The organism is Actinacidiphila sp. bgisy160 (assembly GCF_965342435.1).
Taxonomy (GTDB): Bacteria; Actinomycetota; Actinomycetes; order Streptomycetales; family Streptomycetaceae; genus Actinacidiphila.
The window spans coordinates 59,413-74,601 of the sequence record NZ_CBDRCM010000024.1 but is presented as its reverse complement, the minus strand read 5'-3'; the positions used below and the strand labels follow the sequence as shown (position 1 = coordinate 74,601).

12 protein-coding genes are annotated in these 15,189 nt (G+C 73.0%); 6 read left to right on the top strand and 6 right to left on the bottom strand.

What is annotated here, in order from left to right:
- The first annotated feature begins 52 nt into the window (after positions 1-52).
- Complete coding sequence (locus tag ACRWNP_RS20120; RefSeq protein ID WP_431963245.1) at positions 53-685, top strand: TetR/AcrR family transcriptional regulator; 633 nt, start codon at positions 53-55, stop codon at positions 683-685.
- Here the strand turns inward: ACRWNP_RS20120 and ACRWNP_RS20115 are convergent.
- Entirely contained in the window at positions 676-1,137 is a 462-nt protein-coding gene (locus ACRWNP_RS20115; RefSeq protein WP_431963243.1) for a MaoC family dehydratase, read from the bottom strand. The two genes, ACRWNP_RS20120 and ACRWNP_RS20115, sit on opposite strands and share 10 nt — an antisense overlap.
- A 126-nt stretch (positions 1,138-1,263) precedes the next feature.
- Between ACRWNP_RS20115 and ACRWNP_RS20110 the strand changes: the two genes are divergently transcribed.
- A complete protein-coding gene (locus ACRWNP_RS20110) occupies positions 1,264-2,601 on the top strand; it encodes a glycosyltransferase 87 family protein (RefSeq protein ID WP_431963241.1) in 1,338 nt (445 codons plus the stop codon).
- Between the two features lie 69 nt (positions 2,602-2,670).
- On the opposite strand, the gene ACRWNP_RS20105 is transcribed toward ACRWNP_RS20110, so the two are convergent.
- On the bottom strand, positions 2,671-4,116 hold the full coding sequence (locus tag ACRWNP_RS20105) for an amidase (RefSeq protein WP_431963239.1): 1,446 nt from the start codon (positions 4,114-4,116) through the stop codon (positions 2,671-2,673).
- A gap of 718 nt (positions 4,117-4,834) precedes the next feature.
- Entirely contained in the window at positions 4,835-5,434 is a 600-nt protein-coding gene (locus ACRWNP_RS20100) for a hypothetical protein (protein WP_431963237.1), read from the bottom strand.
- A gap of 188 nt (positions 5,435-5,622) precedes the next feature.
- Between ACRWNP_RS20100 and ACRWNP_RS20095 the strand changes: the two genes are divergently transcribed.
- Positions 5,623-8,370 (top strand): penicillin acylase family protein, encoded by a 2,748-nt coding sequence (locus ACRWNP_RS20095; RefSeq protein ID WP_431963235.1) that lies wholly within the window; start codon positions 5,623-5,625, stop codon positions 8,368-8,370.
- 44 nt (positions 8,371-8,414) lie between these two features.
- Here the strand turns inward: ACRWNP_RS20095 and ACRWNP_RS20090 are convergent, their stop codons facing one another.
- The gene (locus ACRWNP_RS20090) at positions 8,415-9,722 is read right to left on the bottom strand and encodes a serine-threonine protein kinase (protein ID WP_431963233.1); all 1,308 of its coding nucleotides are present in this window, start codon (positions 9,720-9,722) and stop codon (positions 8,415-8,417) included.
- A gap of 178 nt (positions 9,723-9,900) precedes the next feature.
- On the opposite strand from ACRWNP_RS20090, the gene ACRWNP_RS20085 reads away from it, so the two are divergent.
- The 3 genes from ACRWNP_RS20085 (at position 9,901) to ACRWNP_RS20075 (ending at position 12,444) form a co-directional block, all read left to right on the top strand.
- Complete coding sequence (locus ACRWNP_RS20085; RefSeq protein ID WP_431963231.1) at positions 9,901-10,668, top strand: SDR family oxidoreductase; 768 nt, start codon at positions 9,901-9,903, stop codon at positions 10,666-10,668.
- 159 nt (positions 10,669-10,827) lie between these two features.
- Positions 10,828-11,436 (top strand): TetR/AcrR family transcriptional regulator, encoded by a 609-nt coding sequence (locus ACRWNP_RS20080; protein WP_431963229.1) that lies wholly within the window; start codon positions 10,828-10,830, stop codon positions 11,434-11,436.
- A 21-nt stretch (positions 11,437-11,457) separates the two neighbouring features.
- Positions 11,458-12,444 (top strand): NADPH:quinone oxidoreductase family protein, encoded by a 987-nt coding sequence (locus tag ACRWNP_RS20075; protein WP_431963227.1) that lies wholly within the window; start codon positions 11,458-11,460, stop codon positions 12,442-12,444.
- Positions 12,445-12,871: 427 nt separating this feature from the next.
- Here the strand turns inward: ACRWNP_RS20075 and ACRWNP_RS20070 are convergent, their stop codons facing one another.
- Both ACRWNP_RS20070 and ACRWNP_RS20065 read right to left on the bottom strand, forming a co-directional pair.
- Positions 12,872-14,095 (bottom strand): acyl-CoA dehydrogenase family protein, encoded by a 1,224-nt coding sequence (locus ACRWNP_RS20070; protein WP_431963225.1) that lies wholly within the window; start codon positions 14,093-14,095, stop codon positions 12,872-12,874.
- 3 nt (positions 14,096-14,098) lie between these two features.
- Positions 14,099-15,124, bottom strand: coding sequence for a phosphotransferase family protein (locus ACRWNP_RS20065; protein ID WP_431963223.1), 1,026 nt, complete (start codon positions 15,122-15,124; stop codon positions 14,099-14,101).
- Positions 15,125-15,189: the final 65 nt, after the last annotated feature.

Here is a 15,189-nt window from a genome sequence, read left to right as displayed (position 1 = left end):
CCGACCGCTCGGTATCTAAGCGCTTGCTCAGCATCCATGTAGGGTGTCCGCCATGGACGTGGAGGCGGAGCAGTCGGAGCGGACCGAGGCGTGGAGCGGCATCACCCCCGACGCCGCCAGGCGGCTGGTGATCGCCGCGGTCGAGGCGTTCGCGGAACGCGGCTACCACGCGACGACCACGCGCGACATCGCGGGCCGGGCCGGCATGAGCCCCGCGGCGCTCTACATCCACTACAAGACCAAGGAGGAGCTGCTCTACCAGATCAGCGTGGTGGGGCACCGGCTCTCCCTCGGGCTGCTCCAGGACGCCGCGAACGGCGCGGGTGGCCCCGCCGACCGCCTGGCCGCGGCCGTGCGCTCCTTCGTCCGCTGGCACGCGGAGCACCACACCACGGGCCGCGTCGTGCAGTACGAGCTCGGCGCGCTCGGCCCCGAGCACTACGGCGAGGTGGTGGAGCTGCGCCGGGAGAGCGAGGCCGCGGTCCGCTCGGTGATCCACGACGGCGTGCGGGCAGGGGAGTTCGACGTGCCGGACGTCTCCGGGACCACCGTCGCGCTGCTCTCGCTCTGCATCGACGTGGCCCGCTGGTTCAACCCCGGCGGGCGCCGGACGCCGGACGAGATCGGCGCGCTGTACGCCGATCTCGCCCTGCGCATGGTCGGGTACGCGCCTCGTCAGAGGTAGAAGCGGACGACCGTCTCGGCCACGCACACCGGCTTGTCGCCGCCCTCCCGCTCCACGGTGATCGCCACGACGAGCTGGGCGCCGCCGGGCACCTCGCTCACCTCGGCGATCCGGCCGGTGGCCCGCAGGCGGGAGCCGACCGGCACGGGGGAGGGGAAACGGACCTTGTTGACCCCGTAGTTGACGCCCATCTTCACGCCCTCGACCCGCAGCAGTTCCGGGGTGAAGGACGGGATCAGCGACAGCGTCAGGTAGCCGTGCGCGATGGTGGTGCCGAAGGGGCCCTGGGCCGCCTTCTCCGGATCCACGTGGATCCACTGGTGGTCCCCGGTGGCGTCCGCGAACAGGTCGATCCGCTTCTGGTCGACCTCCAGCCAGCCGGTCGTGCCGAGGTCCTCCCCGATGGCGGCCTTCAGTTCGCCGACCGAGGTGAAGATCCTGGGCTGTCCCATGTCATGCCTCCCGTACTGTCCAAGCGCTTGCTCAGCATGGTCTTCGCGGACGACCCCTGTCAACGCCCCGCAACCGGCGCGTATCAACGGCCGCAAGTCCGGTTTGTGACTATCTTTCATCTCCGTATGCCCCTGTTCGCGCTGGTGGAGGAGACGGAAGTGGCCGAGGCCCCCACGGAGACCAGCCCGCCCGACTGGCACACGCTGGAGGTCCGGAACGGCGGCGGCACCCCCTCCCCGGCGGCCACCCGCACCGTCCTGCTGCGTCCCGCGACCTGGCCACAGACCTGGCTCGCCCTCGCCGTCTACTGGCTCGCCAGCCGGGTGGTCATGCTGGCCCTGCTGCGCAGCGGGCAGGGCGACATCGCCCGCGAGGTGCACTTCCTCTACCGCCAGTGGAGCGAGGGCTTCGCGCACGGGACCTTCCCCGTCGGCGACGTGACCTGGCAGTACCCGCCGGGCGCCGCGCTGGTGATGCTCGTACCGGCGGTGCTGCCCGGGCTCAGCTACTTCCAGGGCTTCGTCCTGCTGTCGCTCGCCGCCGACGCCGTCGTCCTGCTCCTCCTCCTGCGGGCCGGGACCGGCCGGCCCGGACGCAGCACGGCCGGTGCGTGGCTGTGGGCGCTCGCCCTGCCGCTGCTGATGCACCTGCCCTACGCCCGGTACGACCTGATGGTCACCGTCGTCGCCGTCGGCGCGCTGCTCGCGCTGCCCGCACGGCCGCGGCTCGGCGGCGCGCTCGCCGGGCTCGCCGCCCTGATCAAACTCTGGCCCGTGCTGACGGTGCTCGGCACCCCGCGCGGCCGGACCACCCGGCAGACCTGGACCGCGCTCGCCGTCTCCGCCGGGGGGCTGCTGCTGGTGCTGTGCACCGTGTTCCGCGGCGCACTCGGTTTCCTGTCCGCCCAGCACCACCGCGGGGTCGAGATCGAGTCCCTCGGCGGGACCTTCCTGCACGTCGCCGAGATGTTCGGCTGGCCGGGGCGGGTGGTCGCGCACTACGGGTCGCTTGAGTTCACCGGCCCGTACGTCGCCGAGATCACCACCGCCTCCCTGCTGCTCACCGGGACCGCCCTGCTGTGGCTGCTGATGTGGCGTGTGAAAGCGGCCCGTTGGACCCCGGCCACACCGTACGACGCGGCGCTGACCGCGGTGCTCCTCTTCACCGTCACCAGCAGGGTCATCAGCCCGCAGTACCTGATCTGGCTGATCGGCCTCGGCGCGGTCTGCCTGACCATGCGGCAGACCACCCAGCGGCCGGTCGCCGCGCTGGTGCTGCTCGCCACCGCCGTCACCACGGTCGACTACCCGCTCTTCTTCGCGGACGTCACGGCCGTCACCTGGCAGGGCGCCGTCATCGTCGCCGTCCGCAACGCGCTGCTGGTCGCCGCCGCGCTCGTCTCCTGTGTACGGCTGTGGCGCACGAGCGTCCCGCATCGCAAGCGGCTCGCCGAGCTCCCGTAGATCCGGTCAGGATCCCGGGGGGAGCACCGCGAACCGACCGTCGGCCAGCCCCGCCGCGCCCCGCCCCGGCTACCAGATCGCGGGCCTGCGGCCGGCCCACGGCCGGGCCGACTCCAACTGCGCCGACAGCGAGATGAGCGTGGCCTCGTCCCCGTAGCGGCCGCCGAACATCACACCGATCGGCAGCCCCTCCTCCGTCCAGTGCAGCGGCACGCTCACCGCCGGCTGGCCCGTGGCGTTGAAGATCGGCGTGAACGGCGTGTAGCCGGCCAGCCCCGCGAACTCCGCGGCCGGGTCATCGTCGTCGCGCAGGCCCGCGCTCCCGACGAACGCCGGGGGCTGGGCCAGCGTCGGGGTCAGTACCAGGTCGTACGAGGAGAGCAGCGCGTCCGCGATCAGCTGCCCCAGCGCCCGGAACGCGTACAGCGACGCCGCGAAGCCGGGGCCGCTCACCTTGCCGCCCTCGGCGCGCAGGTGCCGCGTGAGCGGCATCAGCAGCTCCTCCTGCTCCGGCGCCACCGGGTAGATGGTGGCCATCACGCCCCACACCCGGGTGAAGGCGTCCAGGATCGCGCCGTCGACGGGCAGGTCCACCTCGTCCACCTGGTGGCCCAGTTCACGCAGCAGGTCCGCGGTGCCGTCGTACGCGGCACGGCAGTCCGGGTGCAGTTCGACCCCGGGCACGGGCGGTCGGGGCAGCCCGACCACACGCAGGCTTCCCGGCTCGCGGGAGACGTACGAGGAGAAGGTCTCACCCGGCGGCAGTGAGGGGGCGCTGTACGGGTCGCCCGGCATCGGGCCCGCCAACACGTCGAGCAGGGCCGCCGCGTCCGCGACCGTACGGGCGATCGGGCCGCTGCCGCTCAGGCCGCTCACGTCGTGCTGCACCGGGCCCGCGCTCACCCTTCCGCGGCTCGGCTTGATGCCGAACAGGCCGCAGACGGAGGAGGGGATGCGGATCGAACCGCCGCCGTCGCTGCCCTGCGCGAGGGGGGCCAGCCCCCCGGCGACCGCGGCCGCCGCGCCGCCGCTGGAGCCGCCGGCGGACCGCTCCAGGTCCCACGGGGTGCGGGCGGGCGGGGCCAGCTTGTTCTCGGTGTAGCAGGGCAGCCCGAACTCCGGGGTGTTGGTCTTGCCCAGCAGGACCGTGCCGGCCGCGCGCAGTCTGGCGGCGACGTGGTCGTCGACGTCCGGCACGTGGTCGGCGTACGCCTGCGAGCCCAGGGTGCAGCGCACGCCGGCCACGAAGTTGAGGTCCTTCACGGGCACCGGGACGCCGTGCAGGGCCGACAGCTCCCCCTGCCGGTCCCCGCGGCGCGCCGCGAGTGCCTCCGACTCCGCGTCGGCGGCCTGCTTGCGGGCGATCTCCGGGGTGACGGTGATGAACGCCCCGAGGGTGTCGTTGTGCCGGTCGACGCGGTCCAGATAGTGCTCGGCGAGCTCCGTAGGGGAGACCTCCCCGGCCCTGATCGCCTTCCCCTGCTCCAGCGCCGTCAGATCGTGCAACTCCGCCATGTGCCGGTCCCGTCCTGTCCGCGCGAGGTGGTTGCCTGGGGTGGCATCGTCGCACCACGGCGCCATGGGTGTCAGTACCGCGGGGTACGTGTGTGCGGCCGGTCGTCGTGTGCGGCGCCGTTGTGGTCGCGGTGCGGGTTTCTCCCCCGCCCTCCGATCGCCCGGCGCGGTTGGTGCGGGGCTTGCGCGTGCGTGTGGGTGGGCCGGGGTAGGGGCCGCCGGGGCTGCGCGGCGTTCCGGACCCCATATGTGCATGGCGGGCCGCACTTGTTGTGCCGTCTGTGCCGCACAACACATACACGTCAGCGTCCGGAACGCCCACCCACCCCCAGCTTCGGCCGGGGGTGCCCCCACCTCCCCCGCCCCCTCCGACGGTTCCGCGACCAACGGCCGGTGGAGGGTCAGAAGGCGGTCCGGGCTGCCGCAAGTGCCCTACTCACCTCCTACCGGCGAAGGAGTGTCGCGGAGTGCCCTCGCAGGGGACGAGCGGGGAACCCGGCGCCGAATGACGTGGACGCGAACCGCGAGCCCCGAGGTCGGGGCACCCCGGCCGAAGGCTGGGGGAGTGCCCCGGCGCGGCACCGACCCCGCGACGACCGTGCGAGGCGGTCACTGACCGCGCCGGGCAATCGGGCGGGAGGACGGGGAGAACCACAACATCAACCACTACGCGTCCGCACACGGCAACGGGCCGCAAGCGCGGACACCGCCCGCAGGCTCACCCCGAGGGGACGAGTGCGCCGCGCGCCTCCGCCAGGGCGGCCTCGCAGAGAACCGGCACCGGCACCACGATCCCGCACCGCCCGCACACGGGCCCCGCCCCGGGGTAGTGGTTGAGCCCGTTCCGCCACCGCAGCCGCTCCTCGCCGCAGACCGGGCACCCCGCCCCCGGCCCCGCGTCGATCGCCGCGATGATGCGCCGCAGTACGTCCGCCAGCCGGTCGTCCGGGTGGATGCGGGGGTTCTCGCACCAGGCGACACCGTTGCCGCCCCACGTGCGCCGGTGCCAGTCGTCGAGCGCGCCGGGCTGCCGGATGCCGTAGAACTTCTCCTCCTTGCGGCGCGCCGCGAACTCCCGCTCATAGGTGAGCCAGACCGCCCGCGCCTCCTCCAGTTCCGCGAGCGCCGTGACGAGCCGGACCGGGTCCGGCTCGCGGTCGTCGGGCGCGATCCCCGCGCCCGTGCACAGGTGGTCCCAGGTCGCGCGGTGCCCGTAGGGCGCGAAGCGCTCCAGGCACCTGCGCAGGTAGGTGCGGCGCTGGGTGGGGGAGCGCCGGGGATCGCGCACCTGTCTGGCGAGGCTCCGGAATCCGGCCATGGTGTGCCACCTCCGTCGTCGGTGTCGCATCGCTTTCGAATGGACGTAACGGACGGCGTTCCGGATCCGTCCCCGGGGTGGCGGGTTCCAGCCGGGATGGCGTAGCTGAAACGTGACGCATGTTCACCTTACTCGGCGGTCATATTTCGAAGTAACCTGCGTCACACCGCGCTTCGGGAGGAGTCGTCATGCGATCCAGATTTGACAGGTTCAGAACAAGATTCAGAACGACCGCCGCGGCGGCGGTCATCGCCCTGGGCGCGAGCCTCGTCGCGCCGCTGCCCATGGCGGCGCACGCCGCCCCCGCCACCGACTACTGCCAGGGGCGGTGCTCGGACATCCTGCCGCCGGGCGAGAACGGCAACGCCACCCTCGCCCAGATCCTGCTGAACCAGATCTTCGGCACCCAGCCCGAGCACGCGGAGGACCAGCTCGGGCCGTACGCGAACCTGGCCGGCGGGTACCAGAACCTCACCGACGCCACGATCAACGACTTCTTCAACGACGCCTCCTTCGGCGTCCCGTCCGGGCAGGTCGCCTCGACGGTCTCGCCCCGCAGCGACGTGACGATCACCCGCGACAAGAAGACCGGGGTGCCGCACATCGCCGGCACGACCCGGTACGGGACCGAGTTCGGCGCCGGCTACGCCGCGGCGCAGGACCGCCTCTGGCTGATGGACCTGTTCCGGCACGTGGGCCGCGGCCGGCTGACCTCGTTCGCCGGCGGCGCCCCCGCCAACCAGGGGCTGGAACAGGAGTTCTATCGCGCCGCACCGTACACGGAGGAGGACCTGCAGGCCCAGATCGACTGGATCGCCGCGCAGAACGGGGAGCGCGGCCGGCAGGCGCTGGCCGACGTGGGCGCCTACGTCGACGGGATCAACGCCTACATCGCCGCCTCCGACAGCGGCCGCTACTTCCCCGGTGAGTACGTGCTGACCGGCCACAAGGACGCCATCACCAACGCCGGCACCATCGAGAAGTTCAAGCCCACCGACCTGATCGCCCTGGCCTCCGTGATCGGCGCGCTGTTCGGCACCGGAGGCGGCGGCGAGGTGTCCAACGCCCTGTCCCTGCTGGCCGCCCAGCAGAAATACGGGGTCACCGAGGGCACCAGGGTCTGGGAGTCCTTCCGGGAGCGCGACGACCCCGAGGCGGTCCTGACCGTGCACGACGGCGAGAGCTTCCCGTACGCCGTCCGGCCGGAGAACCCCCAGGGGAGGGCTCTGCCCGACGCCGGGAGCGTGACGGTGGAGCCGCTGGTCCACGACCGCACCGGCAGCGCGGGCACCGCGGAGGCGTCCGCGGCGTCGAAGAGCGCCACCACGAGCGCGCTCTCCGCGAACACCCGGGGCATGTCCAACGCGCTGCTGGTCAGCGGCGCGCACACCGCGAGCGGGCACCCGATCGCCGTCTTCGGCCCGCAGACCGGCTATTTCGCGCCACAGCTGCTGATGCTCCAGGAGATCCAGGGCCCCGGAATCAGCGCCCGCGGCGCGTCCTTCGCGGGCTTGAGCATGTACGTGGAGCTGGGGCGTGGCCAGGACTACGCGTGGAGCGCGACCACCTCGGCCCAGGACATCACCGACACCTACACCGTGGAACTCTGCCAGGACGACGTCCACTACCTCTACCGCGGCACCTGCACGGCCATGGAGAAGCTGGAGCGCAGCAACTCCTGGCAGCCCACCACCGCCGACGGCACCGCGGCCGGCTCCTACCGGATGCAGATCTACCGCACCAGGTACGGACCGGTGACGCACCGCGCCACGATCGATGGCCAGAAGGTCGCCTACGTGTCGCTGCGCAGTTCCTACATGCACGAGGCCGACTCGGTCGTCGGCTTCCAGATGCTCAACGACCCGGCCGCCGTCACCGACGCGGCCTCCTTCCAGCAGGCCGTCCAGCACATCAACTACACCTTCAACTGGTTCTACGCCGACTCCCGGCAGGCCGCCTACTTCAACAGCGGCGCCAACCCGGTGCGCGCCGCCGACGTCGACCCGACCTTCCCGGTATGGGCCGAGCCCGCCTACGAGTGGCGCGGTTTCGACCCCGCCCACAACACCGCCGACTACACGCCCGCCTCGGAGCACCCGCAGTCCGTCGGCCAGGACTACTACGTCTCCTGGAACAACCGGCAGGCCAAGGACTACGACGCGGCCGGGTTCGGCAACGGCTCGGTGCACCGCGGCGACCTCCTGGACGACCGGGTGAAGAAGCTGGTCGCGGCGGGCGGCGTCACCCGGGCCCAGCTCACCAAGGCGATGGCCGACGCGGCCCTGACCGACCTGCGCGGTGAGGACGTGCTGCCCGGCCTGCTCAAGGTGCTGCGCAGCGGGACCATCTCCGACCCCGCGGTGTCCGCGGCCGTCACCAAGCTCTCCGACTGGGTGGCCGCCGGTGCCAAGCGCCGGGAGACCTCGCCGGGTTCGCACGCCTACGCCAACGCGGACGCGGTGCGGATCATGGACGCGTGGTGGCCGCTGCTGGTCCAGGCCGAGTTCGAACCGGGCCTGGGGAGCGAGCTGTACGCGGCGCTGACCGCCAACCTCACCGTGGACGAGGCGCCCTCGGCCGGGCACGGCCCGACCGGCTCGCACGCCGGCAGCTCCTTCCAGTACGGCTGGTGGTCCTATGTCGACAAGGACATACGGGCGGTGCTCGGCGAACCCGTGCAGGGCGGCCTGGCCCGTACCTACTGCGGCGGCGGCGAGCTCGCGGCCTGCCGAAACGTGCTGACCGGCACCCTCAAGCAGGCCGCCGCGAGGACCGCCGCCCAGGTGTACCCGGGTGACGAGAACTGCTCGGCCGGAGACCAGTGGTGCGCCGACACGGTCATCCACCGCACCCTCGGCGGCATCAAGCACGGCAAGATCAGCTGGCAGAACCGCCCGACCTACCAACAGGTCGTGGAGTTCCCCGCCCACCGCTGACCCGTCGTGCACGGCCCGCGCGGGCCGGTGGCCGGCCCACGGCCTCAGGCCAGGAGCCGGCCCGCGCGCAACACGATCCGCGCCAGCTCGGGGTGGCAGATGTCGCTGTGCGCCCCGGAGGGCGGACCCCCGTGGCACACCACGGCCGAGGCGTCCACGCTGACGCACCCGGCCCGCGGGAACGCCCCGCGCAGCGCCTCGGCCAGCGGCATGTCCATGGTCTCGTCGACCGCCTTGATGCCGTCGTGGCCCATCGCGCCCCAGCGGTCGCCCTGGCCGGGCCCGAACCCGCGGTCGTCGCCCGCCAGCCGGGACGCGATCGGGTACATCGTGCCGAGCGCCATGTCGTGGCGGGAGTAGCAGGCGACCACCGGGCCCGCGACCTTGAGCCGGGCGGTGCTCAGCGCGCCGCCGTGCGCCCCGTCATGGGGCAGCCGGGACGCGAACGCGTAGTGCGAGAAGGCGCCCTGGAGCAGGGTCACGGATCTCACCGCGCGCACCCCGTCGGGCAGTCCGCGCAGCGCGTAGGAGACCAGCCGGCCGCCGAAGCTGTGCCCGACCAGATGGACGGAGAGCGAGGGGTGGGCGCGCGCGAGCCGGCCGAGGAGCGGGCCGAGTCCGCGCTCGCCGACCGTCCCGGCCCGCCGCTTCATCGCGTAGTACGTCGCCTGGCGCAGCATCTCCTTGGCGCCGTTCCACAGCCGTGTCCAGCCCCCGCCCGCCAGCGGCAGCCCGGCGGCGCCGTCCTCCAGGGCCGCCGCGTACTCCTCACAGGCGGCCACGGGGTCGCCGCACAGGACGGCCGGATCCGCACCCGGCGCCGCGTCCGAGGTGTCCTCCGCGCACAGCCCCGCCACGGCCTCCGCCGGCACCCCGGTCAGCCGCCGCACCAGGGCGGCGAACTCCGCGAACGGCTCCTCGCCGTCCGGGCGTTCCTCCAGCAGCTCGGCGATCCGGCGGATCTCGTCCTCGTGCCCGGGGAAGACCGCCACGAGCGCGTCACGGGTGGCCGCGTCCAGCGCCGGCTCGGGCCGCAGTGGCTCGGGGCCGGGCAGCAGGGCGTCGAAGTCGGGGATCGGCTCGTCCGAGAAGCGCATGGAGGGCCACAGCACGCCCACGTAGCCCATGACCGTACCGGGCCGGGCGCGGCCGGCCAGCAGCCCGGGGACGGGGGCGAGGAACCGGTCGTACAGGGCGGTCGCGCCGGATCGGTCGCTGTTCCAGCCGTGCGAGAAGACCAGCAGGTCGGTGACGCCCTTCGCGCCGACACCCGCGGCGAGCCGGTGGCGTTGCGCCCGGTCGGGGTCGCCGTCCGCGTCGAAGGTCATCTCCCAGTACGGTTCGACACTCATCCCCGGCATGACCGTCCCCCTGACTCGCCCGGACCGATGCGGTCGCATCATCCCAATCCGGCGCGGGTGCGGCCATACACCGCGCGAGGGGAATTCCATCGCCTCCGGAGCGCCCTTCCCAAGCTCTGACCGACCGCTTAGTATGCCCTCGGAGCTGTTCCCAGTCGAAGGAGACGCGATGGAAGCGCGGCGCGATGCCCGGGTGGTCGTCACCGGTGCCGGCGGCGGGATCGGGGCGGCGCTGGCCCGGAGATTCGCGGCACAAGGCGCGCGCGTCGTCGTCAACGACCTGAACGAGGACGCCGCCAAGGCCGTCGCTGACGAGATCGGCGGCATCTGCGTCCCCGGCGACGCCTCGGCGGTCGTCGAGCCGGCCCGTGCCGCGCTCGGCGGCGGCATCGACGTGTTCTGTGCCAACGCCGGCACCGGCAGCATGGCCGGGGCAGAGGCCGACGACGCCGTCTGGGAAATGGTCTGGGACGTCAACGTCATGGCCCACGTGCGCGCCGCCCGCGCGCTGCTCCCGGAGTGGCTGGAGCGCGGCGAGGGCCGCTTCGTCGCCACCGTCTCCGCCGCCGGGCTGCTGACCATGGTCGGCGACGCCCCCTACTCGGTCACCAAGCACGGAGCCCTGGCCTTCGCCGAGTGGCTCGCCGTCACCTACCGCCACCGGGGCGTGCGCGTCCACGCCGTCTGCCCGGAGGGCGTGCGCACCGACATGCTGCGCGCGGCCGGGCCCGCGGGCGACCTGGTGCTCGCCCCCACCGCCATCGAGCCGGAGGATGTCGCCGAGGCCGTGTTCCAGGGCATCGCCGAGGAGCGTTTCCTGATCCTTCCGCACTCCGGGACGGGCGCCTACTACACCGCCCGCGCCGGGGACACCGACCGCTGGATCGACGGCATGAACCGACTGCAACGGAAGCTGGAGGAGGGGCGCGGCGCGTGAGCCCGTACGAGAGCGAGCCCTGCTGATCGAAGTCCTGTCCGAGCCGCCCAGGACGCCGAGCGGCAAGATCCTCCGCAGGGAGCCGCGCGCACGGAGGGATCGAGTCACATACCGGTCGGTATGCTGTCCGGGCGCACCGGTTCGGAGAGAGGGCAGGCCATGGCACGGAGCACCACCCCACCCAAGGCGACCGCGCCCGCGGTACCCCAGCGGCTGCTCGCCGAGGCCACCCGCCTCTTCGCCGAGCGCGGATACGACCGGACGTCGGTGCAGGAGATCGTGGAGGCCGCCGGGGTCACCAAGGGCGCGCTCTACCACTACTTCGGCAGCAAGGACGACCTGCTGCACGAGATCTACGGGCGCGTGCTGCGGCTGCAGATGGAGCGCCTGGAGGCGATCGCCGGCAAGGAGACGTCGCCGGTGGCGGACCGCCTGGTCGAAGCCGCCGCCGACGTCGTCGTCACCAGCATCGACAACCTGGACGACACCAAGATCTTCTTCCGGTCGATGCACCAGCTCAGCCCGGAGAAGCAGAAGGCCGTGCGGGCCGACCGCCGCCGCTACCACGAGAAGTTCCGCGCACTGGTCGAGGAGGGGCAGCGCGAGGGCGTGTTCCGGCGGGAGGTCCGGCCGGATCTCGTCGTCGACTTCTTCTTCGGAGCCGTGCACCACCTCGGCACCTGGTACCGGGAGGACGGGCCGCTGTCCGCCGGCCAGGTCGCCGCCGACTTCGCAGACATGCTGCTGCACTCCGTGCGGCAGCCCTGAACCGAACCGGGAGCAGACCGCATGAAGGCATGGCGTGTGCACGAGAACGGGGAGCCGCGCGAGGCGATGCGCCTGGACGAGGTCCCCGACCCGCAGCCCGGCCCCGGTGAACTGCTCCTGAAGGTCCGCGCCGCGAACGTCAACTTCCCCGACGGGCTGCTGTGCCGGGGGCACTACCAGGTGCGGCCGCCGCTGCCGTTCACACCGGGCGTCGAGTTCTGCGGCGAGGTCCTCGCGGTCGGCGAGGGCGTCACCGGGCACTTCGTCGGCGACCGGGTCATCGGCCCGGCCGCGCTGCCCGGCGGGGCCTTCGCCGAGCTGGCCGTCGTCCCCGCCGCGAGCGTGCTGCCCGCGCCCCCCGCGCTGGACGACGCCGAGGCTGCCGCCCTCCACATCGGCTATCAGACCGGCTGGTTCGGGCTGCACCGGCGGGCGGGGCTCCGGGCGGGCGAGACCCTGCTCGTGCACGCCGCGGCGGGCGGAGTCGGCAGCGCCGCCGTCCAGCTCGGCAAGGCGGCGGGCGCCACGGTGATCGGCGTGGCCGGCGGACCCGGGAAGGCGAGGACGGCGCGGGAACTGGGCGCCGACGTCGTCGTCGACCGGACCTCCGAGGACTTCGTGGCCGCCGTCAAGGAGGCCACCGGCGGCCGCGGCGCCGACGTCGTGTACGACCCGGTGGGCGGGGAGGCCTACACCCGGTCCACCAAGTGCGTCGCCTTCGAGGGCCGCATCCTGGTCGTGGGCTTCACCAGCGGGACGATCCCAAGCCCCGGTCTCAACCACGCCCTGGTCAAGAACTACTCCATCGTGGGCCTGCACTGGGGCCTGTACAACACCCATGACCCGGCCGCCGTGCGCGGCTGCCACGAGGAGCTCACCCGTCTCGCCGCGGAGGGCGCGATCAAGCCCCTCGTCAGCGAGCGCGTCGCACTGGAGGACGCCGCCGACGCCGTCCAGCGCGTCGCCGACGGTACGACGACCGGCCGCGTGGTGGTCGTGCCCCGCTGACCGCGCGGCGCCCGGCGCGCCGGCGCCGGCCCTCGCCCGCGGACCCGGCCCGGCGGGGCGCCGCGGGTGGGTGCCGCCGCTCGCGGAAGCGGTGGCGGAGGGGGAGCCGCCCAGGTACCCGGACGGCGACCTGGGCGCCGTCCTCGGCCGGTCGCGGCGTCACGGCGCGGCGGGTCCCCGGAGATCCGGCGGTCACCGGCGCGGACCTGCCCGTCGGCGTGCTCATCGCGTGCCTTCCGGCTCGTGGCCGGGCCCCGTGGCCCGGCGGCGGGAACACCATCGCGAGGCGTGCTGACCGTGCACGCACCATCGGTGCATCGGTGCATCGGTGCATCGGTGCATCGGTGCGCGCGTCGGGCCCGCACCGGGCGCGCACCGCGGCGCCGCCCCGGACACGAACCGGAAAGGCGCCGCGTGCCCCCGTGGGTCAGCCCTCCCGGGCGTACCGCTTCAGTTCACGGCGCGCCAGGGAGCGCTTGTGGACCTCGTCGGGTCCGTCGGCCAGCCGCAGCGTGCGGGCCGCCGCGTACAGCTCCGCCAGCGGGAAGTCCTGGCTGACGCCGCCCGCGCCGTGCAGCTGGATGGCGCGGTCGAGGATCAGCCCGACCTTCTCCGGGGTGGCGATCTTGATGGCCTGGATCTCGGTGTGGGCACCGCGGTTGCCGACGGTGTCCATCAGCCAGGCGGTCTTGAGGACCAGCAGCCGCAGCTGCTCGATCTCCACCCGGGCCTCGGCGATCCACTGCTGCACGACACCCTGCGCCGCCAGCGGCTTGCCGAAGGCGACCCGGCCCGTGGCGCGCCGGCACATCAGCTCCACCGCCCGCTCGGCCATGCCGATCAGCCGCATGCAGTGGTGGATGCGGCCCGGTCCCAGCCGTGCCTGGGCGATGGCGAAGCCGCCGCCCTCCTCGCCGATCAGGTTCTCCGCGGGGACCCGCACGTCGTGGAAGACGACCTCGGCGTGGCCGCCGTGGTCCCCGTCGTCGTAGCCGAACACCCGCATGCCGCGGCGCACTTCGAGGCCGGGGGTGCCACGCGGCACCAGGATCATGCTCTGCCGGCGGTGCCGTTCCGCGGCCGGGTCGGTCTTGCCCATGACGATGAAGATCCGGCACCGCGGGTTCATCGCGCCGGAGATATACCACTTGCGGCCGTTGATGACGTACTCGTCGCCGACCCGCTCGATCCGCGTCTCGATGTTGGTCGCGTCCGAGGAGGCGACGTCGGGCTCGGTCATAGCGAACGCCGAGCGGATCTCGCCCGCGAGCAGTGGCTCCAGCCAGGTCTTGCGCTGCTCCTCGCTGCCGAACTCGTCCAGCACCTCCATGTTGCCGGTGTCCGGCGCGGCGCAGTTGAGGGCCGGCGGTGCCAGGTGCGGGCTGCGGCCGGTGATCTCGGCCAGCGGCGCGTACTGGAGGTTGGTGAGCCCGGCGCCCCGCTCGCCGGGGAGGAAGAGGTTCCACAGGCCGAGTTCGCGCGCCTTGGCCTTCAGTTCCTCCACGACCGGCGGCGCGGACCACACGGCCTCGCCCTCGGCCTCCTCCCGCTGCCGGCGGAAGACCGGTTCCGCGGGGTACACGTGCTCGTCCATGAACGCGAGCAGCCGCTCGCGCAGTTCCTCGGTCCTGGCGTCGTACGCGAAATCCATGGCTCAGCCTTCCTGAAGCGTCCGCAGGCCGTTGTCGATGAAGGCCGGGACCAGGGCGCCGATCCGGTCGAAGCCGGCGCCGAGGGTCTGGCCGAGGGTGTAGCGGTAGTGGATGCCCTCGAGGATCACCGCGAGCTTGAAGTAGGCGAAGGCGGTGTACCAGGCGACCGAGGACACGTCGCGGCCGGAGCCGGCCGCGTAGCGCTCGATCAGCTCGGCGGGGGAGGGGTGGCCGGGCGCGCCCCCGGTGACGGAGACGGGGGTGCCCGGAGTGGGGCGCAGCTCGCTGTACATGAGCAGCAGCCCGAGATCGGTGAGGGGGTCGCCGAGCGTGGACATCTCCCAGTCGAGGATGGCCCGGACGGTGTCGTCGGCGCCGACGAGAACGTTGTCGAGCCGGTAGTCGCCGTGCACGACCGCCGCGGGCGCGGAGGCGGGCAGGCGGGTGCCGAGCAGCGCCGCGAGTTCGTCGATGCCCGCCAGCTCGCGGCTGCGCGAGGCGTCGAGCTGCTTGCCCCAGCGGCGCAACTGCCGCTCCAGGAAGCCGTCGGGCCGGCCGAAGTCGTCCAGTCCCACCGCTCTCGGGTCCACGGTGTGCAGCGCGACCAGGGTGTCCAGCAGGCGCAGCACGATGGCCCGGGTGCGCTCCGGCCCGAGCGCCGCGAGCTGTCGCTCGGTGCGGTAGGGCGTGCCCTCGACGAAGTCCATCACGTAGAAGGGCGCGCCGACGACTTCGGGGTCCTCGCAGAGCAGCACGGCTCCCGGGACGGGGACGGGGGTGTCGCGCAGGGCGCTGATGACACGGTGCTCGCGGGTCATGTCGTGCGCCGTCGCCAGGACGTGGCCGAGCGGGGGGCGCCGGACGACCCAGCGGGAGACGCCGTCGGTCACCGCGTAGGTCAGGTTCGACCGGCCGCCCTCGATGAGCCCGCCGTGGATCGGGCCCGCCACCAGCCCGGGCCGCTCGGCGTCGAGGTGCCGCCGCAACCGCTCCAGATCGAGTCCCGGTGGGTTCTCCGTCCCGCTCATCCCTGCTCCTCGCCGCTGTCATGAGTGTCCCGGCTATCATGCCGACCAGTCGGTATGTCGTCCAG